Raw genomic sequence first — 24,948 nt, 5'->3', positions numbered from 1 at the left:
GACCTCACCCACCTGCGCCACCTCGACCACGCCTGCCGCACCGCCCTCGAAACCTGGGAAGAACGCCACAACCGCACCGGCGAAGCCACCGTCGTCCGGGTACCGACCGGGGAGCCGGTGGCGGCCGGGCACTGACCCGGGGCGCACCGCCGTAGTTCCCACCCGGGACCGCCGGGTCGTCCGATCGGTCGACCCGGCGGTCCACCGGACGTCGTGCGAACCGGCGCCGCTCCACCGACCGGGTCGGCCTCCCGGCGGTCGGAGGATGGTGGGTGCGGACGCGGGTCCGGGCCGGTACCGGGCCCGCGACCGCCCCCCTCCCGCCCCCGACCCTCCGGAGCAGGCCCGCCATGACGTCCGATCGCGCCACGCCGCCGGGCCGCCGCGCCCGGCGCACCGGCCGGGTCCTGCTCCTCCCCGCCCTGGCCGCCGCCGCCCTGCTCACGGCCTGCTCCCCCGGGCCGGCCCGCCCGCGCCGGCCCGGTCCGCGCCGACCACCGCGGCTCCGACCACGGGCGCTCCCACCACCCCGGCCCCCGGCTCGCGGCGGGGCAGCGTCCGCTCGGGATCGCCGTGCTGTGAACCGTCCCGGGGGCGACTGCGGGGAGTGACGGCCGGGGTGGCCGTCCGGGTGATCGGGGCGGGCGTTCGGATGAGCCGACCACACTCGTACGACAATCGGTCCGCCGCTGGGGCGATATCTGTCCGGGAGTCAGCACCGCGCCGACCGCCCACGGGCGGGCCGGCCCGTCGAGCCCTCCCCGGGAGACCTCCGTGCCCGTCCGCCGTCCCGCAGCCGCCTGCGCGGCACTCGCCGCGATCGCCGCCGTCTGGGCGGGCCCCTCCGCCGCCGCCACCCCGGCCACCGACGCGGGCGCGGTCCCGTCCGTCGCGTTCCGTACCTCGCCGCTGGTCCCCGGCACGCCCGTTACCGCCGAGCTGCGCTGCCCCGGCGGCACGCTCTCCTCCGAGGTCTTCGGGGCCACCGCCACCTCCGTCGCCGCCCCGCCCGGGCACCACACCGCCACCGTCACCGTCCGGCCCGGCACCGCCCCCGGCAGCTATCCGGCCACCCTGACCTGCGGCTCCGCGACGGAGCACACCACCGTCACGGTGGCGCCGACCGGTCCGGCCGCCCCGCCACCCACCGGCGGCGGAGCCGACGCCGCAGCCGGACCCGGGGCCGGGTCGGGCGCCACCCGGCTCGCCGCAACCGCCATGGACCCCCGCAAGCAGGCGCTCCCGCTCGCCGCCGGCCTGGTCTTCCTCGGCGCCCTGGCCGTGCTGGCCCGCCGGCTCGCCTCCCCCGCCGGCCGTTGAGCCCCCGCACCCGCACCTAGGACAGGACCCCGCCGGACCGGTCAGTTTCGGAGAAGCCGACCCGGGCCGCGGATTCCTAGCATGGGTGATGTCACCGGGAAGCAGCCCGAACGAGAGGAATCCGCCATGAGCACCGCGACCGAGACCACCGCCACCGTCGAGTCCACCGACGCCGCCGAGGCCGGCTACGAGGGCTTCACCGCGGACGAGCGGGCGGCGATGAAGGAGCGCGCCAAGGAGCTGAAGGGCTCCGCTCGGCGCACCTCGCGCAAGGCGAAGGCGGACCCCGAGGCCGAGGTCCTGGCGAAGATCGCCGAGATGGAGGAGAACGACCGGGCGCTCGCCACGGCCCTGCACGCCATCGTCAAGGAGAACGCCCCCGGCCTCGCCCCCAAGCTCTGGTACGGCATGCCCTCCTACGCCCGCGGCGGCAAGGTCGTCTGCTTCTTCCAGAGCGCCCAGAAGTTCAACACCCGCTACGCCACCCTCGGGTTCAGCGACCTGGCCCACCTCGACGAGGGCACCATGTGGGCCAACGCCTACGCGCTCACCACCCTCACCGCCGACGACGAGCAGCGCATCGCCGAGCTGATCCGCCGCGCCGCCGGCTGAGGCACCGCCCGGCGCCCGCCCGTCCGCCCAGGTCCGCCCACCCCGCCCGTCCGCCCCGCCGCCGTACGGCGGACCACCTGCCCCGTCACCACCCCGTCGACCTGACCGGGGCGGGACGGGGCAGGACGCGTTTCCGGCCCGCCGCCCCACCGGCCGCAGCACGCCCACCCCACCGGCCGCAGCACGACCGCCGTACGGGCGGGGCGCGGCCGCCCGGGGTGGGCGGGGGCCTTATTTGCGCTCCGAAAGTTAGTCCGCGGCGCGGGCCCGCGACAAGGGCGGATGCGGGCCCGCGGGGCTTGCGCCATCAGGGCGCCACGGCGGGCAACGCGGCGTCACACAGCCGCAACGCCCGTTCCCACCAGGCAGGATGACGATTGACAGACCGGGTCCGGCTTCAGCACGATGACCGGGAGCCCGCTCACAGCGATGCCGGAAGGAGGGCTCGAATGACCGTCGTCCGTCGTGTCGTGTGCCCTGCCTGTCGCCCCGGCCGCTGTCCGCGTCGCCGCTGCTGCGGCGGCCTCCGCTCGTTCGCCGGCTGACCCGACCGGGCCGGCCCTCTCCGCCGACGCGCCTCCCGGCGCCGGCACCTTCGTGAACTTCCCCGTACCCGTCACCCCGGCGTGCCCCGCCGTACCCCGGCGCACCGGTGCGCCCGGGGTCCCCGGCACGGCCCGCACCGGTCGGGCCGCCTGCCGGCCGCGCCGACCGTACCCGGCCGTCCGCACCGACCCGTGCCCGCGAACACCGTCCGCACGAACCTCCGTCCGCACGAACCCCCGTCCACCAGAACCGTCCTCCCCCGAAAGCCGAGGTACCGCCATGACCACCGACATCGCCCCCGACAGCACCGCCCCCGACAGCACCGCCGGCGCCACCATCGACGACGACGCCGCCGTCCCCGTGCTCCGCCTCACCCCCGTCGCCGGCCGGATCGGCGCGATCGTGCACGACGTGCGGCTCGGCGGCGACCTGCCGGCCGAGACCGTCGCCGCCGTCGAGGCCGCGCTGTACCGCCACAAGGTGCTGTTCTTCCGCGGCCAGGAGCACCTGGACGACGCCGAACACGAGGCGTTCGCCCGCCTGTTGGGCCACCCGGTGGGCCACCCCACGGTGCCCAGCGCGGACGGCCGGTACATCTTCGAGCTGGACGCCACCAAGGGCGTGCGCGCCAACAACTGGCACACCGACGTCACCTTCGTCCCCTCCTACCCCAAGGCCTCCGTACTGCGGGCCCTGGAGCTGCCGCCGGCCGGCGGAAGCACCGTGTGGGCCAACACCGTTGCGGCGTACGAGGACCTGCCGCAGCCGCTGAAGGTGCTGGCCGAGAGCCTGCGGGCGGTGCACACCAACGACTACGACTACGCGGCGAGCCTGGCGCTGCGCCCCGAACTGGCCGACAACCGGGAGATCGCCGAGCTGTTCCGCCAGGTGTTCGTCTCCACGGCCTTCAAGACCGAGCACCCGGTGGTGCGGGTGCACCCGGTGACCGGGGAGAAGACGCTGCTGCTCGGCGCATTCGCGCAGCGGATCCAGGGCGTCTCGGGAGCCGACAGCCGGGCGCTGCTCGCGCTCTTCCAGCGCTACGTCGAGCGCCTGGAGAACACCGTCCGCTGGGACTGGCAGGTCGGTGACGTGGCGATCTGGGACAACCGCGCCACCCAGCACTACGCCGTGAACGACTACGGCGACGAGCCCCGCCTGGTCCGCCGGATCACGCTCGACGGCGACCTGCCGGTCGGCGTGGACGGGGAGCCCAGCCGCCTGCTGGAGCCCGCCGACCCGCCGAAGGTGCCCGGTCTGGTGCCCGCCGAGGAGCTCGCGGCGCCCGCCGCCTGATCCGCTCCCCTCCCCTCCGCCCGACCCCGCTCCGCTCCGCTCACCTCCCCTCCACGGAAGGCCCCCGACCATGCCCGCACCGCCCCTGCGCCCCGCCGTCCGCTCCGGCGACGACCGCCGGGACGTCAACGCGGCCGCCGTCCTGCGGGCGGTACTCGACCGCGGTCCGCTGCCGCGCAGCCGGGTGGCCGCGCTGACCGGGCTCAGCCCGGCCGCGGTCTCCCGGCAGGTGGTCGACCTGGTTCGGCTCGGACTGCTCCGCGAGCGGCCCGAGTTGAGCGCCGGCGGGGCGGTCGGCCGGCCGCTGCTGCCGGTAGACGTGGACACCGGGCGGCTGGCGGTGGCCGGGGTGCACGTCGGGGTGCCGTACACCACCTTCTCGCTGCTCGATCTGCGCGGGAACGTACTGCGGCGCGAGGAGTTCAGCAATCGGGGCCGCACCGGACAGGCCGTGCTGCGGCCGGTGCTGGCCCGGTTGCCGCGCTTCCTCGCCGCGGTCGGGCACCCGCCCCGGCCGGACGGCGCGGCCCCGCCGACCGGTTCCGGCGGTCATGCCGGTCACGCCGCCCGGACGGTCGTCGGGCTGGGCGCGGTGACCGGCGGGTCGGTCGACCCGGTGCGCGGCGTGACGGTCCGTCATGCCCCGCTGGACTGGCACGAGGTGCCGCTGCGCGAGCTGCTGGAGCGGGCCACTGGGCTGCCGGTGCGGGTCGACAACCACGCCCGGGCGCTGGCCCAGTCGGAGATCCTGTTCGGCCGGCCCGCCGCCCGCCGCGGCCTGGTCCAGCTCTTCGTCGGCCACGTGGTGGATGCGGCGCTGGGCATCGGCGGCCAGGTGCACCTGGGGCCGCGGGCCGCCACCGGGGACGTCGCCCACCTCAGGGTGTCCGGCAGCCGGGCGCTCTGCGAATGCGGCCGACGGGGCTGTTTCGCGGCCGCCGCCTCCGACACCGCGCTGTTCGAGGCGGCGGCCACCGCCGGCATCACCGGGAAGCCGGACCGGGCGGAGCTGATCGCCGCCGTCCGGGCCGGCGACCGGCGGGCCGAGCGGCTGGTGCTGCGGCGGGCCCGGATGATCGGGGAGGTCGCGGCGCTGCTGATCGACGTGGTCAACCCCGACCTGCTCGTCCTCACCGAGACCTTCTCCGCCGTGGACCCGCGTTTCCTGGACGCGGTCCGCGCGGAGGTGGCCGAACGCTCGTACCTGGTGCGCGGCGCCGGGCCGGTCGAGCGGCTGGTGGTCGCCCAGCAGCACGGCGCGGACGCCCTCGCGGTCGCGGCGGGCGCGGCGGCCCTGGCCGCGGTGTACGCCGATCCGCTGCGCACCGTCGCCCCCGCGGTGGGCGTCGCCGGCCACCGCCCCGACCCGTACCCCGCGGTACCGGCCGCGCCCCCGGCCACAACCGCACCGACCGCAGCGACCGCAGCGCTCGAACTTACCGCGCCGAACGGCCGGGCAACCGCCCCCGACCGGGCACCGACCCGCACCCGCTGAGCACCCGGCCCGCCCGCCTCCGCACACCCCGCTCCGCACCCGCACGCCCCTCCTCCCGCCGCCAGCTGTGCCCCCGCAGCTCCCGGCCACCGAACCCGCCCCGAAGGACTCCGCCATGACCACGTTCGACTCCCCCTCCCTGCCCGGCCTCTCGCGCCGCGGACTGCTGCGGGCCGGCCTCGCCGGAGCCGGGCTGCTGACGCTGGCCGCCTGCCGTTCGGCGGCGGACACGGCCTCCTCCGCCGCGTCCGCCTCCTCCGGGGCGCGCCGGGGCGGTGTGCTCACGGTGACCGCCGGGATCGACTTCACCCCGAGCCTGCTGTTCGCCGTGAGCGCCAACACACTCGTCCAGCGGCTGGTGTTCAACACCCTGACCCGGTACGACGACAGGCTCCAGCCGCAGCCGGAGCTGGCGACCTCCTGGCAGCTCGCCGCGGACGGCCGGAGCATCACGCTCAAGCTGCGCGAGGACGTGACCTTCCACAGCGGCCGGAAGTTCACCGCGGACGACGTGGTCTTCGCCGTCAAGAACCTCCAGAACCCGGCCCGCTCGGCGCAGTTGCGGGCGACGGCGGCCGCCGTGACGGACTTCCGCAAGAACGGCGACCACGAGCTGACCCTCGTCCTGGCGCATCCGGTCAGCAACCTGTTCGACCTCTTCGAGTTCATGATCATCCCGGACTCGGCGACCGTCGAGGACGCCGTGGCCGGCACCCGGCTGATCGGCACCGGCCCGTTCACCTTCACCGAGCGCAAGCCCGGCACCTCGCTCACCTTCGCCCGCAACGACCGGTACTGGAACCCGGGCCGCCCCTACCTGGACGGCGTGGAGGTCCGCATCATCGCCCAGGCCGAGGCCCAGCTCTCCTCCCTGAAGACCGGACAGAGCCAACTCGCCTACGACGCCCGGGGCAAGGACGTCGCCACCCTCCGCAGCGACCCGCAGTTCCGGATCACCCAGTACGACACCGGCTCCGGCGCCCACTACATCGGGGTCAACGTCAAGGCCGAGCACGTCTCCGACAAGCGGGTCCGGCAGGCGATCGCCTGGGCGGTGGACCGCGACCGGCTGGTGCAGCAGGCCCTCGGCGGCTACGGACAGGTCTCCGCCACCCCGTGGCCCAGGTCATCCCCCGCGTACACCGAGGCGGGCGCCACCCGCTACCGCCACAACCCGGAGAAGGCCCGCGAACTGCTCAGGGAGGCCGGGCTCGGCACGATCACCCTGCCGTTCGCGCACTCCAACACCCCGGGCGGCACGGCGATCGCGCAGATCCTGCAGTACGACCTCAAGCAGGTCGGCATCGAGACCGTGCTGCAGCCCACCGACTCGCCGACCATGCAGAAGCAGCTCATCTCCCAGACCATGCCCGCGATCTGGACGCTCAGCCACGGCTTCGCCCAGCTCAACCCGGCGACCCTGGCGGTCAGCGCGTACCCGTTCAACGAGGCGAAGAACAGCTCGCACTTCTCCTCGCCCGCCTACACCGACCTGGTGCAGCGGGCCTGGAAGCGGCCCGACCACGACAGCCCCGAGGCGAAGGCCCTCTACCAGCAGATCACCGACGTCCTGCTGGACGAGGAGTTCGTCATCGACCTGGCCATCGGCGACCTGGTCGAGGTGGCGGGCAGCAAGGTGCGCGGCGCCACGCTGAACAAGTACACCTACCTCAACCTCGACGACGCCTACCTGACGGCCTGACGGAGAGGTCCGACCCCCCGATGCGCTCCTTCCTCCTGAAACGCCTCCCGTCCGGGCTGCTGGTGCTCGCCCTGGCCTCCTTCCTGGTCTTCCTCGTCCTGCGGCTGATCCCCGGCGACCCGGCCACCACGCTGGCCGGGCCGGACGCCGGACCCGAGGCAATCGCCGCGGTCCGCGCCCGACTCGGCCTGGACGAACCGCTGTTCGCCCAGTACACCCGGTGGCTGGGCGGCCTGCTGACCGGCGACCCCGGCCCCAGCTACGCCATCGGCGGGCAGGTCGCCGACCTGATCGGCGACGGCGTCGCCGCCACCGTCGAACTCACCCTCGGCGCCCTGGTGCTGGTCGTCGCACTCGCCGTCCCGCTCGGCGTGCTGGGCGCCACCGCCCGCAACCGCTGGTCGGCCGGCGCCGTCCGGGCCTTCACCACCGCCGTCCTGGCCGTGCCGCCGTTCGTCACCGGGGTGCTGCTGGTGCTGCTGTTCGCCGTCACCCTGCGGCTGCTGCCGCCCGGCGGGCACGAGTCGGTCCTCGCCGCGCCCGACCTCGGCCTGCAGTACCTGCTGATGCCCGCGCTCTGCCTGGCCCTGCCCAGCGCCGCCGTCCTGGCCCGCTACCTCAAGGACGGCCTGGAGCGGGCGCTGGACGAGGACTACGTCCGCACCGCGACCGCCCTCGGGGTGTCCCGCCGGCGGATCGTCTGGCGGCACGCCCTGCCCAACGCGCTGCCGCCCGCGATCACCGTGCTCGGCCTGCAGATCGGCCAACTCCTCGGCGGGGCCGTGCTGGTGGAGGCCATCTTCGCCTGGCCCGGACTCGGCCAGCTGATCGAGACCGGGGTGGTCCGCCGCGACTACCCCGTCGTGCAGGCACTGCTCCTGCTGCTCGTCGCCGTCTACGTCGCCGTCCAGCTGCTCACCGACCTGGTGTACGCGTGGCTGGACCCCCGGATCAGGTGGGAATGACCCGATGACCGCCACCACCGCCGCCCCGAGAGCGGCCGCCGGCGCCGCCACCCGGCGCCGCCACCCCTACCTGGCGGGCCTGCTCAGCGGCCGGGGCCTGGCCGGCCTCGCGCTGACCGGCACGGTCGCCCTGGCCGGCCTGCTCGCCCCCGTCCTGACCGACCACGACCCGCTCGCGCAGAGCGGCCTCACCCTGGCCGGCCCGAGCGCCGACCACCCCTTCGGCACCGACGACCTCGGCCGCGACCTGTTCAGCCGGGTGCTGCACGGCATCTCCACCGACCTGGTGATCGCGCTGACCGCCGTCCCGCTCGGGGCCGTCCTCGGCAGCGCACTCGCCCTGCTCGCCGCCTCCTCCCGGTGGGCCGACCTGGCCGTGCAGCGGCTCTTCGACCTGCTGCTGGCCTTCCCCGGGCTGATCCTGGCGATCGCCGTCACCGCGATCCTCGGCCCCGGCCGCTGGCCGGTGGTGATCGTCATCGTGCTCGCCGAGATACCCGGCTTCGGACGGCAGTTGCGGGCCGGGATCCTGGTCCAGCGGGAGCGCGAGTACGCCCTGGCGGCCCGGGTCGGCGGCGCCTCGCGGCTGCGCGTCCTGCTGCGCCACGTGGTGCCCAACGCCGCCGACCCGCTGGTCGTGCAGAGCGCGGTCGCCCTCTCGCTGGCCGTCTTCATCGAGGGCGCGATGAGCTTCCTCGGCTTCGGGGTGCGCCCGCCCGAGCCCTCGCTCGGCAGCATCCTCAGCCAGTCGATGGCCTACCTGTCCACCCGCCCCACCTTCGCGGCGGCCCCGCTGATCGCGGTCACCGCGCTGGTGCTCGGCTTCACCCTGATCGCCGAGGCCCTGAACCGGGGGATCCGCCGTTGACCGACATCCTGCGCGTACACGACCTCACCGTCGAGTTCGACGGCACCACCGCCGTGGACGGCGTGGACTTCGCCCTCGCCCGCGGCGACACCCTCGGCGTGGTCGGCGAATCCGGCTCCGGCAAGTCGACCACCGCCCTCGCCCTGCTGCGGATGCTCCCGCGCGGCGGCCGGATCACCGGCGGCCGGGTGCTGCTGGACGGCCAGGACCTCGCCGCCCTCCCGGAACCCGCCCTGCGCGGGCTCCGCGGCCGGCGGATCGCGATGGTCTTCCAGGACCCGATGTCCTCGCTCAACCCCGTCCTCACCATCGGCCGCCAGCTCGACGAGGCGCTGCGCGCGCACCGCACCGCCGGCGGCCCGGACGCAGGCGCGTCGGCCGAGGGCGGGCAGCAGGGTACGAACGGGGGCGGGGCCGGGGGCGGCCGGTCCGAACGCGCCGAACGCGCCGTCCGGCTGCTCGACCTGGTCGGCATCCCCGACGCCGCCGGACGGCTCGGCGACCACCCGCACCAGTTCTCCGGCGGCCAGCGCCAGCGCATCATGATCGCGCTCGCGCTCGCCCACGAGCCCGACGTGCTGATCGCCGACGAGCCGACCACCGCGCTCGACCCGACCGTCCAGCAGCAGATCCTCCGGCTGCTCGCCCGGATCAACCGGGAGACCGGCACCGCCGTCCTGGTGATCAGCCACGACCTCGGCGTCATCGCGCAGACCTGCCGCCGGCTGCTGGTCATGAAGGACGGCCGGGTCGTCGAGCACGGGCCCACCGCCGACGTCCTCGCCGCACCGCACCACCCGTACACCAAGCAGCTGCTGGCCGCCGTGCCCCGACTGGAGGAACCCTCCCGGGCCGCGGCCAACAGCACCCCGGGCGAGCAGCCGCTGCTCACCGTGACGGGCCTGCGCAAGACCTACGGCCCGCGCCGCCGGCGGGTCACCGCCCTCGACGGGGTCGACCTGGAGCTGCACCCCGGCGAGACGCTCGGCCTGGTCGGCGAGTCCGGCTCCGGCAAGTCGACCCTCGCCCGGGCGCTGGTCCAGGTGCACGCCCCCTCGGCGGGCACCGTCCGGTTCCGCGGCGAGGAACCCGCCCGGGCCGGCCGCGCAGCCCGCCGGGAGATCCAGATGGTCTTCCAGGACCCGTACTCCTCGCTCAACCCGCGGATGACGGCCGGCCGGATCATCGAGGAGCCGCTGATCGCCCTCGGCATCGGCACCCGGCAGGAGCGCGCCGCCCGGGTCGCCGAACTGCTGGACCGGGTCGGCCTCGACCCCGCCGCGGCCGGGCGCCGGCCCGCCGAGTTCTCCGGCGGCCAGCGCCAGCGGATCGGCATCGCCCGCGCGCTGGCGCCCGCACCGAGCGTGCTGGTCTGCGACGAGCCGGTCTCCGCCCTGGACGTGTCGGTCCAGGCCCAGGTGGTCGACCTGCTCGCCGAACTGCAGCGCGAACTCGGCCTGGCGATCCTCTTCATCGCCCACGACCTCGCCGTGGTCCGGCAGGTCAGCCACCGGATCGCCGTGATGCACCGGGGCCGGATCGTCGAGACCGGCCCCGCCGACCGGGTCGTCACCGACCCGCAGCACCCGTACACGGCCGAACTCCTCGCCGCCGTCCCCCGGTTGGACCCGCTGCCGCAACCGGCCGCCACCGCGCCCGCCCCCGCCACGACCGCCACCGCCACCGCCACCGCCACCGCCCGGAGCACCGCATGAGCACCCCCGATTTGCAGCACTTGCAGCACCCGCACGCCCACCGGCCCACCCAGGACCGACCCGCCGACGACCGCGCGGGCGGCGCCCGCCGCGACCCGTACCGGGGCTTCCCCGGGACCGTCGGCCGGACCTTCGCCGAGTCCGTCCCGGCCTGGCCGCAGCGCGCCGCGCCGCACCGGGGCGCGCCCAACATCGTGGTGGTCCTGATCGACGACATGGGCTACAGCGACATCGGCCCGTTCGGCTCGGAGATCCCCACCCCCACCCTGGACCGGATCGCCGGACAGGGCGTCAAGCTCACCAACTACCACACCATGCCGCTCTGCTCGCCCGCCCGCGCGGCCCTGCTCACCGGCCTCAACCCGCACCGGGTCGGCTACTCCTTCGTCGCCAACGCCGACCCCGGCTTCCCCGGCTACGGCATGGAGGTCGCCGGGGACATCCCCACCCTCGCCGAGCTGCTGCACGACCAGGGCTACGCCACCTACGCCGTCGGCAAGTGGCACCTCACCCGAGACTCCGCCTCCAACGCCGCCGACGGCCGCGCCAACTGGCCGCTGCAGAAGGGCTTCGACCAGTACTACGGCGTCCTGGAGGGGCTCACCAGCCTCTTCCACCCGCACCAACTGGTCCGCGACAACAGCCCGCTGGACATCGACGAACTCCCGGACGGCTACTACTACACCGACGACATCACCGACCAGGCGATCGCCATGGTGAAGTCGCTGCGCGCACACGACGCGGACAAGCCGTTCTTCCTCTACCTCGCCCACAACGCCGTGCACGGGCCGCTGCAGGCCAAGCCCGAGGACCTCGCCCGCCACCGGGGCCGCTACGACGGGGGCTGGGACGAGCTGCGCGCCGCCCGCTTCGCCCGCCAGCTCGCCGCCGGGCACTTCCCCCCGGGCACCGAACTGCCCGGGCGCAACTCCGAACCGGGCCACGAGGTCGGCCCGTGGAGCGCGCTCACCGAGCCCGAACGGAAGCTGTACGCCCGCTACATGGAGGTGTACGCGGCGATGGTCGACAACGTCGACCAGAACCTCGGCCGGCTCACCGACACCCTCGAAGCGCTCGGCGAACTCGACAACACCGTCATCGTGTTCACCTCCGACAACGGCGGCACCGGCGAGGACGGCACCGAGGGCACCCGCAGCTACTTCAGCCGCTTCGTCCACCACCCGCGCCTTCCCGCCGACTGGAACCCCGACGTCGAGCGGGAGATCGACCTGATCGGCGGCCCGCAGAGCCTGGTCCACTACCCGCGCGGCTGGGGCATGGCCTCCAACACGCCGTTCCGCTTCTACAAGGGGCAGACCTACGCGGGCGGGGTACGGGTCCCGTTCGTGCTGTCCTGGCCCGCCGGACTCCCCCGCGCCGAGGACGACCCGGGCCTGCGCACCCAGTACCAGTACGTCACCGACCTGCTGCCCACCCTGCTCGAACTCGCGGGCTTGCCACGGCCGGAGACCCGCCACGGACAGCCGGTGCAGGAGCTGGACGGGCTCCCCTTCACCTCCGTCCTGCGCGATCCCGGTGCCGCGAGCACCCACCTTGAGCAGTACTGCGAGATGACCGGCAACCGCAGCTACTACCGGGACGGCTGGAAGCTGGTCACCCTGCACCGCTTCGGCGCCCCCTACGACGACGGCGAGTGGGCGCTGTACGACCTGCGCGCCGACCCCACCGAGATCCACGACGTGTCCGCCGAACACCCGGACCTGGTCAAGGAGTTGGCCGCAGCCTGGGAGGCCGCCGCCTGGCGCAACGGGGTCTTCCCGCTGACCGACGCCTCCGGCGCGCTCGCCCTGCGCGGTCCGCACGACGCCGAACTGCGCCGCCCGCTCACCCTGTTGTCCGGCACCCCCGAGCTGGAGCGCTACCGCTCCTCGCGGCTGATCTCCTTCCGCTCCTTCGACATCACCGTCGACCTGGCCGCGCACGCCGCCGGGGACGCGGGCGTGCTGGTCTCGCACGGCGACCAGGGCGGCGGCTACAGCCTGTACGTCGAGGACGGCCGACTGCGGTTCGCCTACAACCAGTACGGCGAGCTGTTCGAGGCGGACGGCGGCCCGCTCGCCCCCGGTCCGCACACCGTGACCGTCGAGGCGGCGGCGGTGGCCGACCTGAAGTGGGAGTTCCGGCTGCTGGTCGACGGCACCCCGACCGGGCGGCTCGGCCCGGTCCACCAACTGATCGGCATGGCCCCGTTCCAGGGCATCAGCGTCGGCGTCGACCGCAAGTCGCCGGTCTCCTGGCCGGTGTACGAACGCCACCGCAGCTTCCGCTACTCCGGCGGCCTGCGCTCCGTCACCTACACCCCCGGCGAACCCGCCCCGTACGACCCCGAGACGGTGGCCCGCGCCCTCCGGGAGGCCGCCGCCGCCTTCGAGTGACCGGCCCCACCGGCGGCCCGGCCAACGACCCGGCACCGGAGGCCCACCGGCGGCCCGGCAGCAGTACCCCGGGTCGGGAACGGACCCTGGGCTACCCTCGGCTGAGCCGAACCGAGGGGGGAACCGCATGATCAGCGAGCTGCTGCCGGACACCGTGGTCACCGAAGTGGCCCACCAGGACCTGCCGTGGGAGCAGGCACGACTCGAACCGGCCGAAGCGGCGGCGGTGGCCCGGGCCGTGGATTCCCGCCGCCGGGAGTTCGCCACCGTCCGCCGCTGCGCCCGGGCGGCCCTCGGCCGGCTCGGGGTGCCGTACCGGCCGCTGGTGCCCGGGGTGCTGGGCGCGCCGAGCTGGCCGGACGGGGTGGTGGGCAGCATGACCCACTGCGCCGGGTACCGGGCCGCCGCCGTGGCGCGCACCGGGGACCTCCGTTCGCTCGGCATCGACGCGGAGGAGGACGCCCCGCTGCCGGACGACGTGCTGGGCACCATCGCGCTGCCCGAGGAGCAGAAGCAGGTCCTGGAGCTGCTCGCCACCCGCTCCGAAGTGGCGTGGGACCGGCTGCTGTTCAGCGCCAAGGAGTCCGTCTACAAGGCGTGGTTCCCGCTGACCGGCCGGTTCCTCGACTTCTCCGAGGCCGAGCTGCGGCTCGGCCCGGACGGCACCTTCGAGGCCCGGCTGCTGGTGCCCGGGCCGGTGGTGGACGGCCGCACGGTCGAGGGCTTCGAGGGCCGTTGGGTCAACCGCGACGGGCTGCTCGCCACGGCGATCGCTGTCCTGCCGCGCTGAGGGTGCTCCGGCCGGTCAGTCCAGGACGTCCGAGAGCCGGACGAACCGGCAGCCCGCGGCGAGGAGTTGCGGTACCGCGGTGGCGATGCCGCGGGCCGTACCTCCGCCGGGGTGGTTCAGGTGGCCGATCACGATCGAGCCGGGCCCGGCGGCCACCACCTCGGCGTGCACCTGCGCGGCGGACAGGGTGGCGCCGCCGTCCCCGTTGACGGTGAACCCGGCCACCCGGGCGCCCAGTTCACCGACGATGCGGACGGCCACCTCGTCGTAGTGGGCGGTGCCGGAGCGGAAGAAGCGGGGCGGCCGGCCGAGCAGCGCGGTGAGCCGTTCGGTGTTGCCCGCGATCTCGTCGTAGACCTCGCCCGCACCGCCGGTGCCGGCGATCCCGTACGCGGAGCGGCCGGTGACCGAGAGCGGGCGGTGCGCGGTGCCGTGGTTGGCCAGTTCGAAGAGCGGCTCGCCGGCCAGCAGGTCGAAGGCGGCCGGGTTGGCGTCGATCCAGCGGCCGTTGAGGAACAGCGTCGCGGGGACGCCGTGGGCACGCAGGACGTCGATCAGCTCGGCGTCGTAGCCGCTGCCGCCGGGGCCGCCGCAGGCGTCGAAGGTGAGCGCCACCGCCCGCTCCCCGGGCGGCAGCGCGGTCACCACCCCGGGCACCTCCAAGCCCCACTGCCCGGGTTCCAGCGCCCCGTACCGGGCGACCGCCGCCGCCCTGCCGAACGCCGCCGCGGGCACCGGGGCGGGCGGCGCGGGCGGAGCCGAGACGGAGATCGGCTGCGGGACGGCGGTCGACCCGGAGGCGGCGGTCGGCTCGGGGGCCGCGGACGCGTCGGAGGCGGCGGACGCGTCGGGAACCGGGTGCGTGGGCGCCCCGGGGGGCGGGCCCGGCCGTCCGGGTCCCGAGGGTCCGGCGCACCCCGCCAGCACGCCGCCCGCCACCGCGGCCAGCACCTCCCGTCGGGTCAGCGCCATTCCCGCCTCCACATAGCTCAGGATTAGTCGGACAATCAGCTCATCCGATCCACAGTCCCCAGCCGGGCACCTCCGCTACCTCCGCATCCCCGGTTCGGCCCAGCCCTGCGACCGCACCCGCACCGGCACCCGACCGACCGGCAGCCGTGGCACGCCCCTCACCCCCGCCTCACCGCCGGTTCACCCACCGGGGTAGGCACCCCCGGGCACCCGCACCCGCACCCGCACCCGCACCCACGCACCCGTCACCTCACACATCGGCCGACCGGAGGATCCCGCCATGCCCGACCGCGCCACCCCCGAGGAGCACCCCGAACACCCCGAGCACCCCCGCCCCCACGCCCCGGACCCCCACACCCCGGACCCCGCCGCCCCACCGCCGGAACGCCCGCCGCTGGACCGCCACGACCTGGACCGCCACGGCCTCGACCGCCGCGACCTCGTCCGGGCGGGCCTGGCCGCCGGCGCGGCCACCGCCCTCGGCCTGGCCGCCGCCTCCCCCGCCGCCGCCGACCCCGCCGACACCGCCCCCGCCGGCACCGCCCCCGACCGCGAGATCCTGCTCACCGGCCACCTCCCGACCGGCGCCGCCGACTTCGTCTACCTGCCCTTCGACGTCCCCGAGGGGGTCCGCGAGCTCGCCGTCTCCTACAGCTACGACAAGCCGCCCGTCCCGTCCGGGACCCCCGGCAACTCCTGCGACATCGGCCTGTTCGACCAGCGCGGCACCGCCCTGGGCGGCCCCGGATTCCGCGGCTGGTCCGGCGGCTTCCGCAGCGAGTTCACGATCGGCCGTGGGCAGGCAACCCCCGGCTACCTGCCGGGCCCGATCCGCCCGGGCACCTGGCAGGTGGTCCTGGGCCCGTACCAGGTCGCGCCGCCGGGGCTGGACTACCGGGTCCGGATCGTGCTGCGCTTCGGCGACCCCGGGCCCGCGTTCACCCCCGCCCACCCGCCGGAGCGGGCCCGCGGCCGGGGCCGCGCCTGGTACCGGGGCGACTGCCACCTGCACACCGTGCACTCGGACGGCCGCCGGCTGCCCGAGGAGGTGGCGGCGGGTGCCCGGGCCGCCGGACTGGACTTCATCGTCTCCACCGAGCACAACACCACCTCGGCGCACGGGGTGTGGGGCCCGCTGGCCGGCCCCGACCTGCTGATCGTGCTCGGCGAGGAGGTCACCACCCGCAACGGGCACTGGCTGGCGCTGGGCCTGGAGCCGGGCCGCTTCGTCGACTGGCGCTACCGCTCGCGCGACGACGCCTTCCCCCGGCTCGCCCGGCAGGTCCGCCGGCAGGGCGGCCTGGTGGTGCCGGCCCACCCGTTCTGCCCGTACATCGGCTGCCAGTGGAAGTTCGGCTACGCGGACACCGATGCGGTGGAGGTCTGGAACGGCCCGTGGACCTACGACGACGAGTCCGCCGTCGACGGCTGGGACGCCCGGCTGGCCGACGCCGTGCGCGAGGGGCGCGCCTGGCTGCCCGCGATCGGCAACAGCGACGCGCACAGCGTCCCGCAGGTGATCGGCTCGCCGCACACCGTGGTCCGGGCCGCCGACCTCACCCGGGCCGACGTCCTGGCCGGCCTGCGGGCCGGGCACAGCTGGATCGCGGAGTCCTCGGCGGTGCAGCTGGAGTTCACCGCGACCGGCCACGGCCGGCAGGCGGGCATCGGCGAGCGGCTGGCGGTGCCCGCCGACGCGCCGGTGGACGTGCGGCTGGCGGTGTCGGGGGTGCCGGGCGGCACCGTCCGCTTCCTGACCGACCAGGGCCAGCTGCACCAGGAGTCGCTGCCGGCCGACGGCACGGGCACCGCGGTGTGGCGCACGACCGCCTCGCTCGCCTCGTACGTCCGCGCCGAGGTGCGCCGCCCGCGGCCGGACGGCAGCCCCGGCCGGGGCAACGCGATGGGCCCCGACCTGCCGTGGGGGCCGATGGCGGCCATGACCAACCCGATCCTGCTGGACCGTGTCTGAACGGCACCCGCCGGGGCCGCTGAACTCCGCCCGCCGGGCGCGCGAACGGACGGGGCGGCCCCGGCCCGGCGGCGCGGACACCGGGCGCAAAGGGCGGCCGGGGAGGACTGCGGCCACCCGATTGGACTAGGTTGATCTCCGTGCACCCGGCCTCCGCGCCCGAGGGGCCCGGCCGCCGGAGGGCCCGTCGCCACCGTCCGCCGCCGCCCCACCGGACCGGTCGCCGTCCGTGCCCGTACGGCCCCGTGAACCGGCCCGTACGCCGCTGTTCGTCCGCCCCTGCTCCGCGAAGGGATCCAGCACCTGTGAACCGTACGACCGTGGAGGGGCCGGAGGCGGCGGAGCGTGGCGTGCAGGTCGGCGGCGGCCGGGGCGCGGGGGCGGTGGTGGTGCTGACCGGCCCGCCCGGGGCCGGCAAGAGCACCGTCTCCCCGCTGCTGGCGGACGTCCTCCACCCGAGCGTCCACCTGCACACCGACGACTTCTGGGCAGCCATCCGGCGGGGCTACGTGGCGCCGTACCTGCCGCACGCGCACCGGCAGAACGCCACCGTGCTGACCGTCATCGCGCAGGCCGCCTTCGGCTTCGCCACCGGCGGGTACCAGGTGGTGGTGGACGGCGTGGTCGGGCCGTGGTTCCTGGACGCCTTCCGCCGCGAGGCCCGGGCGACGGGCGCGGCGCTGCACTACGTCGTGCTGCGGCCCGACCTGGACACCACCCTGCACCGGGCCACCGGCCGCGGCCCGGACGCGCTGACCGACCCCGACCCGGTGCGCTCGCTGCACGGCCAGTTCGCCGACCTCGGCCCGCTGGAGCGGCACGCCCTGGACAGTTCGGCCCTGGACGCGCCGACCACCGCCGGGACGGTCCTGGACGGGCTGCGCCGCGGGGCGTACCTGCTCGGCTGGTAGTCCGGCAATCCCCCCTCCCGGCCCCGCCGCCAACCGGTCCGGCCCCGCCCGGTCAGGCGCCGACCACGCCGTCGATGCCCTCCCGCAGGAAGTCGGCGTGCCCGTTGTGCCGGGCGTACTCGTGGATCAGGTGCAGCATCACCAGCCGCAGCGAGACCTCGCTCTCCCAGCGCGGCTGGTACCCGGTGACGTCGAGCGACCGCGCCTCCCGCTCGATCCGGCGGGCGTGCGCGACCTCCTCCTCCCAGGCGGCGAAGGCCTCCTCCCGGGTCGTCCCGGTCGGGTCGTAGGCGGCCTGGTAGTCGCCGTCGGGCGACCAGCGCAGCGGGAGGTCCTGCCCGTCGATCACCCGCCGGAACCAGGTGCGCTCCACCTCCGCCATATGCTTGACCAGCCCGAGCAGGGTCAGGGTGGACGGCGGGCTGGAGCGCAGCCGCAGCTGCTCCTCGGTGAGGCCCTCGCACTTCATGGCGAGGGTGGCCCGGTGGAAGTCGAGGTAGCTGCGGAGGGTCTCGCGCTCGCTCCCGGTGAGCGGCGGGGCGGGGCGTTCGACGGTCATCGGGACTCCTCGGTACGGATGCGGACGTGATGCGGGCCGGCCGCGGATCGGCTGTGGATCGACCGCAGCCGGATCCGACTGTTCGTCAGCCACCGTACCGGGTACGGCCGAACGGCCGGTCGGCGGCTCCGGAAGCGAATCGCCCGCCGCCAAGGAGACCGGACGGTCGGCGGGCCGCGGGGCCCCGGTCGCAGGAGGGCCGCGGTGACCTGGCATTCTTCCGGGGTGCATCCCGGCCGGCCTCCCTTCCGCGCGCTCCGCGCGGGAGTCTTCGCAACGCTCTGCGTGCTCGCGTCGCTCGGGCTGCACCGGTACGCGGGGGGTGCGCCGGTCGGACCGGACGCGACGGCGGGGGCGGCCGCACTGCTCGGCGGTCTCGCGTACGCGGCGGCCGGACGGCAGCGGCGCACCGGCTCCCTGCTCCTCGGCTGCTTCACCGCCCAGTACGGGCTGCACCACTGGTTCTCGGCCGCGGCCCGGCCCGGGCCCGGCCACGGCGGGCACCAGGCCCCGCCGCACCGGGTGCACCACGGACCGGAGGAGCCGGCCGAGCAGGCGGTGTCGCACCTGGCGGCGGCCGTCGAGCCGGAGATGCTGCTGGTCCACGCCCTGATGGCGCTGGTGTGCGCCTGGTGGCTGGCCCAGGGCGAGGCTGCGCTGGCCGGCCTGCTGCTCGGGGCGGCCGTGGCGGTCGGCCACTGGCTGCGCCGCCTGGTCCGCACCGCCGTCCCACCGGCCGGGCCCGCCCGGCGCCCGGTCCGCGCCGCGGCCTGGGACGGGCCCGCCCCCTCGCTGCTCTCGCTGCTCTCGACGGCCGTCAGCCGGCGCGGCCCCCCGGGGTGTCTCCCGACCTGACCGGGCGTGCTCACGCGTGCCCGGAGGACGGCCGTGCCCGGCGACCGCCGGGCCGACGGCCGCACCGCCCTGCCCGGGCGGCCCAGAGACCTTCCGCACGGTGCCGCGCACCGCCCCGCCCGCACGGGCCCGGCGGCCTGCGCCGCTGCACCCTGCGCACGACGGGAGACACCCGATGACAGCCGACACCGACCACCCGCCCGCCGCTCCCCCGGAGCCGCCCGCACCGGCCGCCCGCACCGCCTGGGCAGGCCTGCGCCCCCTCCTGCTCCGCCTGCACTTCTACGCCGGCCTGCTGATCGCCCCGTTCCTGCTCGTCGCCTCGGTGACCGGGCTGCTGTACGCGGCGTCCTTCCAGATCGAGCAGGTGGTCTACCGCCATGAGCTGACCGTCGACCGGGTCGGCGGCCCGGCGCTGCCGCTGTCCCGGCAGATCGACGCCGCCCGGGCCGCGCAGCCGGACGGCGCGCTCGCGCTGGCCCGCACCTCGGACGACCCGGAGGCCACCACCCAGGTGCTGTTCGACGTCCCCGGGCTCGACGAGGGCGTGCGCCGCGCCGTCTTCGTCGACCCGTACACCGCCGAGGTGCGCGGGGCCCTGGACAGCTTCGGCGGTTCGGGCGCCCTGCCGATCCGCACCTGGCTGGACCAGTTGCACGCCAACCTGCTGCTCGGCGAGCCCGGCCGGATCTACAGCGAGCTCGCCGCCAGCTGGCTCTGGGTGGTCGTGCTCGGCGGCCTCGCCCTGTGGATCGGCCGCCGCCGCACCGCCCGCCGGGCCCGGGCCCTGCTGCTGCCGGAGCGCGCGGCCACCGGGCGCCGCCGCTCGCTGTCCTGGCACGGCGTGCTCGGCAGCTGGACGGCGGCCGGCCTGCTGGGCCTGTCCGTGACCGGCCTGACCTGGTCGACGTACGCGGGCGCGAGCATCGAGTCGCTGCGCGGCTCGCTGGGCTGGTCCACGCCGGTGCTGCCGACCTCGGTCGGTCCGGCCGCCGGGCAGCCCGACCCGCACGCCGGCCACGAGGGCCACGGGGCGACCGCCCCGGCGCCGCAGCCCGCCGCCCCGGCCGCCGACGCCGGGGTGGACCGGGTGGTCGCCGCGGCGGCGGCCCGCGGGATCGACGGCCCGCTGGAGGTGGTGCCGCCGAAGAAGCCCGGCAAGGCGTACGTGGTCAGGGAGACCGACAAGCAGTGGCCGCTGCGGCTCGACCAGGTGGCCGTGGACCCGGCGGACGCCCGGGTGGTCGCCGAGTCGAGGTTCGCCGACCACCCGCTGGGCGCCAAGCTGACCCGGATCGGCATCGACGCGCACAGCGGCGTGTTCCTGGGCCTGGCCAACCAGCTGGCGCTGATCGCGCTGGCCGGCGGCCTGATCGCGATGATCCTGCTGGGCTACCGGATGTGGTGGCAGCGCCGCCCCACCCGGGGCAGCCGGCTCGCCGTCGGCCGCCCGCACCCGCGCGGCGCCTGGCGGCAGTCCCCGAAGGCCGCCGCCGGCCTGGCCGTGCTCGCGCTCGCCCTCGGCTGGTACCTGCCGCTGCTGGGCATCCCGCTGGCGGTGTTCCTCGGGGTGGACCTGCTGGTCGGCCTGGCGGGTCGCCGGCGTACGGCCCCCGGGGCCTGAGCACCCCCGGCCGGGCGTCCGCACCCCCGCGGGCGCCCGGCCGGGGCCGGCGTCCCGCTCCGCCGGTGGTTCAGCTGGCCGCCGGGGCGGCGCCGTGGCGCGGGGTCCAGCCGAGTTCCCGGGTGGCCCGGTCGTGCGACACCCGCAGCCGGGTCTCCAGCATCAGCGGGCCGAGGTAGGGGACCATCAGCCGCAGCGCCCACCCGGGGAGCCGGAGCTGCCGGCCGCCGCGCGCCCGGGACCGCTCGGCCCAGTCGCACGGGCGGTCGTCGACGACGTTGTACGCCCGGCCGGCCCGGCCGTGCTCCAGGGCCGCGACGGTGGCCTCGGCGGCGTCCTCCACGTGGACCCACGACATCACCCCGCCGCCGCCGAACGGCGCCGGGAAGGGCCGGCTGCCCGGGGCGGGGTCGAACCAGGTGCCCGGCCCGTAGAACACCCCGTAGCGCAGTGCGGTGCCCGCCACGTGGTCGGCGGCGAAGAGCTGCTCCTCGGCCCGGACCAGCCCGGTGACGACGTGGTCGGCGACGTTGCCGCCGAGCACCCCGAAGCGGTCCTCCTCGGTCAGCGCCCGGTCGCCGTGGTCGCGGTAGCCGTAGCCGAGCACCAGGGACTGGGTGACGAACCGGCCCGCGCCGAGCACCCCCGCCGCCTCCAGCAGGTGCGCGGTGCCGCGCTCGCGCAGCACGTTGCTGGGGTCGTCGGCGGTCAGGGTGCGCCGGGGTGCCCTGAGCGCGGTCAGCTGGTGGACCACCGCGTCCGCGGAGCGGCCGTCCAGGGCGCGCAGCAGGCCGTCCCGGTCGAGCGCGTCGGCCCGGACGGGCTCCGCGCCGAGCCCGCGGACCGCCGCCTCGGCGGCGTCGGTGCGGGCCAGGGCCAGCACCCGGTGGCCGTCGCGGACCAGCGCGCGGGTCAGCGGGCGGCCGATCGCTCCGGTCGCACCGGCGAGCAGGACTCTCATGGTCTACCTCCTGGGACGGGCCTGACGGCCTCCGCGGGCCGCGGGCGGCGCCGCGGTGCGTTGCTCTCGACAGGGGGACAGCCGGGGAGCCCCGTTCGTGACACCCCGGCCGCCCTGCGCGGCGTGATCCGCGTCACGCCGCCCCGCCGGTCAGCCCTGCAGTCCGCGCAGCTTGTCCGGGTTGACCTGGAAGCGCAGGTTGAGCAGCAGGCCGTCCGCCAGGTCGAAGGTGAGCGCGCCGACCGGCACGCCGCCGAGCCGGCAGAGCATGCCCAGCTCGCCGTTGACGACGGCGGTCTCGATCGTGGCCCCGGCCATCTCGGGCTTGGCCATGACGCCGAGCAGCCAGCGGGCGACGTTGGAGGGGCCGTGCAGCGGGCGGATCGCGGCGGTGACCTTGCCCCCACCGTCCGACCAGGCGGTGACCCCGGGGGCGAGCAGTTCCATCACGGCGTTGAGGTCGCCGCCGGCGCAGGCGTTCATGAACCGGGCGGTGACCGCCTCGCGTTCGGCGCCGTCGGTATCGAAGCGCGGGCGGCGGTCCTGCACGTGGGTGCGGGCGCGGTGGGCGATCTGGCGGACCGTCGCCTCCGGGCGGTCCAGGAAGCCGGCCACCTCGGCGTGCGAGTAGCCGAAGACCTCGCGCAGCACGAACACCGCGCGCTCCACCGGGGTGAGGGTCTCCAGGACGACCAGGAAGGCGGTCGAGACGCTCTCCGCCAGCTCGCTGCCGTCCGCGACGTCGGGCGAGGTCAGCAGCGGCTCGGGGAGCCACGGCCCGACGTACTCCTCGCGGGTCGCCCGGGCCGAGGTCAGCCGGTTGAGCGACAGGTTGGTGACGGTCCGGACCAGGTACGCCTTGGGGTGGCGCACCTGGGAACGGTCGGCCCGGTGCCAGGTCAGCCAGGCGTCCTGGACGACATCCTCCGCGTCGGTGACCGTGCCCAGCAGCCGGTAGGCGGTGGCGAACAGCAGCCGCCGGTGCTCGGTGAACGGGTCCTGATCCGATTCGATCATGGTGTCCATCGCCGTATCGTGCCAACCCGCGGGGGTGCTGACAAGGTCCGGTCCGTCCGGGCGTCAGGCCCGCTCGGCCTCCACCAGGACCAGTTCGCCGACGTGCTCGCCGAGCACCCGGCGGGCCTCCGGGTGGATCGGGGTGTCCGTCACGAACACGTCGATCCGGTCGAGTTCGGCGAAGCTGCTCAGGCCGACGATGCCCCACTTGCTGTGGTCGGCGACGACCAGCACCCGGCGGGCCGAGGCGATCAGCGCCCGGTTGGTCTGCGCCTCGGCGAGGTTGGGCGTGGTGAGGCCGGCCCGCTCCGAGACGCCCTGGGCGCCGAGGATCAGCAGGTCGAAGTTGAGTGCGGAGACGGCCTGTTCGGCGAGCGGACCGACCAGGGCGGCCGAGGGCGTCGGCGCACCGCCGGTGACCAGCAGCGACTGGCCGGCCGCCCGCTCGGAGGAGCGGAACTGGTCGGCGACGGGCAGCGAGTTGGTCACCACCGTCAGCCCGGGCACGGCGGTCAGCTCGGCGGCGACGGCGAAGGCCGAGGTGCCCGCGGCCACGGCGACCACGCCGCCGGACGGCACGAAGGCCGCCGCCGCCTTGGCCATCGCGCGCTTGGCGGCGGCCTCCATCGTGGACTTGGCGTGGAACTCCGGCTCCTCGACGACGCTGGCGGCGCTGCCCGCGTCCGCGGGCGCGGCCACCGCTCCGCCGTGCACCTTCTCCAGGGCGCCGGTGCGGGCGAGGGCGTCGAGGTCGCGCCGGACCGTCATGTCGGAGACGCCGAGCTGTTCGACCAGGTCCGCGACCCGGACGGCGCCGTCCCGCCGGACGCTCGCCAGGATGAGCGCCCGCCGCTGCTGCGCCAGCAGACCCACGTCCGCCATCACACCACCCCGCATCTGGTTGTTCCGACCGGAGGGTCTCCCGTCGCCGCAGGCCAAGGATAGCCAGGGGCCGGTTCCCGGCGGCGCCGCATGACGGTGGATGTTGCTTTCTGGTTCATTGTGTTTGATTATGTGAGCCACGCTCGCCCCCTCACCGCCACCCGCCCAGCAGCGCCCGCCCCCTTGAGGAAGCCGTGATCAGAACAGTCAGCAAACTCGCCGACGGGCGGGAGATCGTCTACTTCGACAGCGAGACACCGGCCGGCCGCGGCTCCCCCGACCAGCGCCCGCTGGACGCGTCCGGCCACCTGTCGCAGGTGCGCCGCGACCCGGTGACCGGCGACTGGGTCACCGTCGCCGCCCACCGCCAGACCCGCACCTACCACCCGCCGGCCGACGAGTGCCCGCTCTGCCCCTCCCGCGACGGCCGGCTGAGCGAGATCCCGGACGCCGACTACCAGGTGGCCGTCTTCGAGAACCGCTTCCCCTCCCTGTCCACCGGCAGCTCCCCCGGCGGAGCGCCCGCCGACGGCCCGCTGCACACCGCCCTGCCCGGCACCGGACGCTGCGAGGTGGTCTGCTTCACCTCCGACCACCACGCCTCCTTCGCCGACCTGGACGAGGCCCGGGCCCGCCTGGTCGTCGACGCCTGGACCGACCGCACCGCCGAACTCTCCGCCCTCCCCGGCGTCGAGCAGGTCTACTGCTTCGAGAACCGCGGCGCCGAGATCGGCGTCACCCTCGCCCACCCGCACGGCCAGATCTACGCCTTCCCCTTCATCACCCCGCGCACCGCCCGCATGGTCGCGCAGGCCGACCGGCACCGCGCCGAAACCGGCCGCAACCTCTTCGAGGACCTGCTCGCCGCCGAGCACGTCGACGGCCGGCGGATCGTCCTCGCCGGCGAGCACTGGACGGCCTTCGTCCCGTACGCCGCCCGCTGGCCCTACGAGGTCCACCTGTACCCGCACCGGCGGGTGCCCGACCTGACCCGGCTCGCCGAACCCGCCCGGGCCGAACTCCCGGGCCTCTACCTGGAACTGCTGCGCCGCTTCGACCGGCTCTTCGGCCCCGGCGCCGGCCCCACCCCGTACATCTCGGCGTGGCACCAGGCGCCCGCCACCGGCGGCGGCGAACTGGCACTGCACCTGGAGCTGTTCACCGTCCGCCGGGGTGCGGGCAGACTGAAGTACCTGGCCGGCGTCGAGTCCGGCATGGACGCCTTCGTCAACGACATCGCCCCGGAGACGGCGGCCGAACGCCTGCGGGAGGTGGCCTCGTGAGCAAGTACCTGGTCACGGGTGGTGCCGGCTATGTCGGCAGTGTGGTCGCGGCCCACCTGTTGGAGGCGGGGCACCAGGTGACCGTCCTGGACGACCTGTCGACCGGCTTCCCGGAGGGCGTGCCGGCCGGTGCGGAGTTCGTGCGCGGCCGGATCCAGGAGGCGGGGGAGGTGCTGGACGCGTCGTTCGACGCGGTGCTGCACTTCG

At 75.6% G+C, this 24,948-nt stretch carries 21 protein-coding genes; 16 read left to right on the top strand and 5 right to left on the bottom strand.

Going from position 1 to position 24,948, the window contains the following annotated elements; translation table 11 throughout:
- Window positions 1-774: 774 nt before the first annotated feature.
- The 10 genes from ACWGB8_RS28925 (at window position 775) to ACWGB8_RS28880 (ending at window position 13,705) form a co-directional block, all read left to right on the top strand.
- Window positions 775-1,320, top strand: a complete 546-nt coding sequence (locus tag ACWGB8_RS28925; RefSeq protein ID WP_452216563.1) for a hypothetical protein — start codon at window positions 775-777, stop codon at window positions 1,318-1,320.
- Between the two features lie 126 nt (window positions 1,321-1,446).
- Window positions 1,447-1,932, top strand: a complete 486-nt coding sequence (locus ACWGB8_RS28920) for an iron chaperone (protein WP_452216562.1) — start codon at window positions 1,447-1,449, stop codon at window positions 1,930-1,932.
- Between the two features lie 825 nt (window positions 1,933-2,757).
- Window positions 2,758-3,774, top strand: coding sequence for a TauD/TfdA dioxygenase family protein (locus ACWGB8_RS28915; RefSeq protein WP_452216561.1), 1,017 nt, complete (start codon window positions 2,758-2,760; stop codon window positions 3,772-3,774).
- A 70-nt stretch (window positions 3,775-3,844) separates the two neighbouring features.
- A complete protein-coding gene (locus ACWGB8_RS28910; RefSeq protein WP_452216560.1) occupies window positions 3,845-5,269 on the top strand; it encodes an ROK family protein in 1,425 nt (474 codons plus the stop codon).
- A gap of 115 nt (window positions 5,270-5,384) precedes the next feature.
- Complete coding sequence (locus ACWGB8_RS28905; protein ID WP_452216559.1) at window positions 5,385-6,971, top strand: ABC transporter substrate-binding protein; 1,587 nt, start codon at window positions 5,385-5,387, stop codon at window positions 6,969-6,971.
- A gap of 20 nt (window positions 6,972-6,991) precedes the next feature.
- Window positions 6,992-7,936 (top strand): ABC transporter permease, encoded by a 945-nt coding sequence (locus ACWGB8_RS28900; RefSeq protein WP_452216558.1) that lies wholly within the window; start codon window positions 6,992-6,994, stop codon window positions 7,934-7,936.
- A gap of 4 nt (window positions 7,937-7,940) precedes the next feature.
- Complete coding sequence (locus tag ACWGB8_RS28895; RefSeq protein ID WP_452216557.1) at window positions 7,941-8,804, top strand: ABC transporter permease; 864 nt, start codon at window positions 7,941-7,943, stop codon at window positions 8,802-8,804.
- Window positions 8,801-10,519: an ABC transporter ATP-binding protein gene (locus ACWGB8_RS28890; protein ID WP_452216556.1), complete on the top strand. Its 1,719-nt coding sequence runs from the start codon at window positions 8,801-8,803 to the stop codon at window positions 10,517-10,519. Before ACWGB8_RS28895 ends, ACWGB8_RS28890 begins: the two co-directional genes overlap by 4 nt.
- On the top strand, window positions 10,516-12,915 hold the full coding sequence (locus ACWGB8_RS28885) for an arylsulfatase (protein WP_452216555.1): 2,400 nt from the start codon (window positions 10,516-10,518) through the stop codon (window positions 12,913-12,915). Before ACWGB8_RS28890 ends, ACWGB8_RS28885 begins: the two co-directional genes overlap by 4 nt.
- Before the next feature lie 127 nt (window positions 12,916-13,042).
- Window positions 13,043-13,705, top strand: coding sequence for a 4'-phosphopantetheinyl transferase family protein (locus tag ACWGB8_RS28880; RefSeq protein WP_452216554.1), 663 nt, complete (start codon window positions 13,043-13,045; stop codon window positions 13,703-13,705).
- 15 nt (window positions 13,706-13,720) lie between these two features.
- On the opposite strand, the gene ACWGB8_RS28875 is transcribed toward ACWGB8_RS28880, so the two are convergent.
- The gene (locus ACWGB8_RS28875) at window positions 13,721-14,677 is read right to left on the bottom strand and encodes a polysaccharide deacetylase family protein (RefSeq protein ID WP_452216553.1); all 957 of its coding nucleotides are present in this window, start codon (window positions 14,675-14,677) and stop codon (window positions 13,721-13,723) included.
- Between the two features lie 280 nt (window positions 14,678-14,957).
- Between ACWGB8_RS28875 and ACWGB8_RS28870 the strand changes: the two genes are divergently transcribed.
- Window positions 14,958-16,649, top strand: a complete 1,692-nt coding sequence (locus ACWGB8_RS28870) for a CehA/McbA family metallohydrolase (RefSeq protein ID WP_452216552.1) — start codon at window positions 14,958-14,960, stop codon at window positions 16,647-16,649.
- Between the two features lie 305 nt (window positions 16,650-16,954).
- Window positions 16,955-17,560, top strand: coding sequence for an AAA family ATPase (locus tag ACWGB8_RS28865; RefSeq protein ID WP_452216551.1), 606 nt, complete (start codon window positions 16,955-16,957; stop codon window positions 17,558-17,560).
- 52 nt (window positions 17,561-17,612) lie between these two features.
- Here the strand turns inward: ACWGB8_RS28865 and ACWGB8_RS28860 are convergent, their stop codons facing one another.
- Window positions 17,613-18,119, bottom strand: coding sequence for a DinB family protein (locus tag ACWGB8_RS28860; protein WP_452216550.1), 507 nt, complete (start codon window positions 18,117-18,119; stop codon window positions 17,613-17,615).
- 285 nt (window positions 18,120-18,404) lie between these two features.
- Here ACWGB8_RS28860 and ACWGB8_RS28855 point away from each other — a divergent pair, with 285 nt between their 5' ends.
- Complete coding sequence (locus ACWGB8_RS28855; RefSeq protein WP_452216549.1) at window positions 18,405-18,974, top strand: hypothetical protein; 570 nt, start codon at window positions 18,405-18,407, stop codon at window positions 18,972-18,974.
- Between the two features lie 175 nt (window positions 18,975-19,149).
- Window positions 19,150-20,598: a PepSY-associated TM helix domain-containing protein gene (locus ACWGB8_RS28850; RefSeq protein WP_452216548.1), complete on the top strand. Its 1,449-nt coding sequence runs from the start codon at window positions 19,150-19,152 to the stop codon at window positions 20,596-20,598.
- Between the two features lie 70 nt (window positions 20,599-20,668).
- Here the strand turns inward: ACWGB8_RS28850 and ACWGB8_RS28845 are convergent, their stop codons facing one another.
- The 3 genes from ACWGB8_RS28845 to ACWGB8_RS28835 form a co-directional block, all read right to left on the bottom strand.
- The gene (locus tag ACWGB8_RS28845; protein ID WP_452216547.1) at window positions 20,669-21,559 is read right to left on the bottom strand and encodes an NAD-dependent epimerase/dehydratase family protein; all 891 of its coding nucleotides are present in this window, start codon (window positions 21,557-21,559) and stop codon (window positions 20,669-20,671) included.
- A gap of 150 nt (window positions 21,560-21,709) precedes the next feature.
- Entirely contained in the window at window positions 21,710-22,585 is an 876-nt protein-coding gene (locus ACWGB8_RS28840; RefSeq protein ID WP_452216546.1) for an RNA polymerase sigma-70 factor, read from the bottom strand.
- Between the two features lie 54 nt (window positions 22,586-22,639).
- Window positions 22,640-23,458, bottom strand: a complete 819-nt coding sequence (locus ACWGB8_RS28835; protein WP_452216545.1) for a DeoR/GlpR family DNA-binding transcription regulator — start codon at window positions 23,456-23,458, stop codon at window positions 22,640-22,642.
- 194 nt (window positions 23,459-23,652) lie between these two features.
- On the opposite strand from ACWGB8_RS28835, the gene galT reads away from it, so the two are divergent.
- Both galT and ACWGB8_RS28825 read left to right on the top strand, forming a co-directional pair.
- Window positions 23,653-24,741, top strand: coding sequence for a galactose-1-phosphate uridylyltransferase (galT, locus tag ACWGB8_RS28830; protein ID WP_452216544.1), 1,089 nt, complete (start codon window positions 23,653-23,655; stop codon window positions 24,739-24,741).
- The coding region (locus ACWGB8_RS28825) for an NAD-dependent epimerase/dehydratase family protein (RefSeq protein ID WP_452216543.1) at window positions 24,738-24,948 on the top strand (211 nt) is incomplete at its 3' end. The genes galT and ACWGB8_RS28825, both read left to right, overlap by 4 nt.

The organism is Kitasatospora sp. NPDC054939 (assembly GCF_053610105.1).
This window is presented reverse-complemented; position numbering and strand designations above follow the sequence as displayed.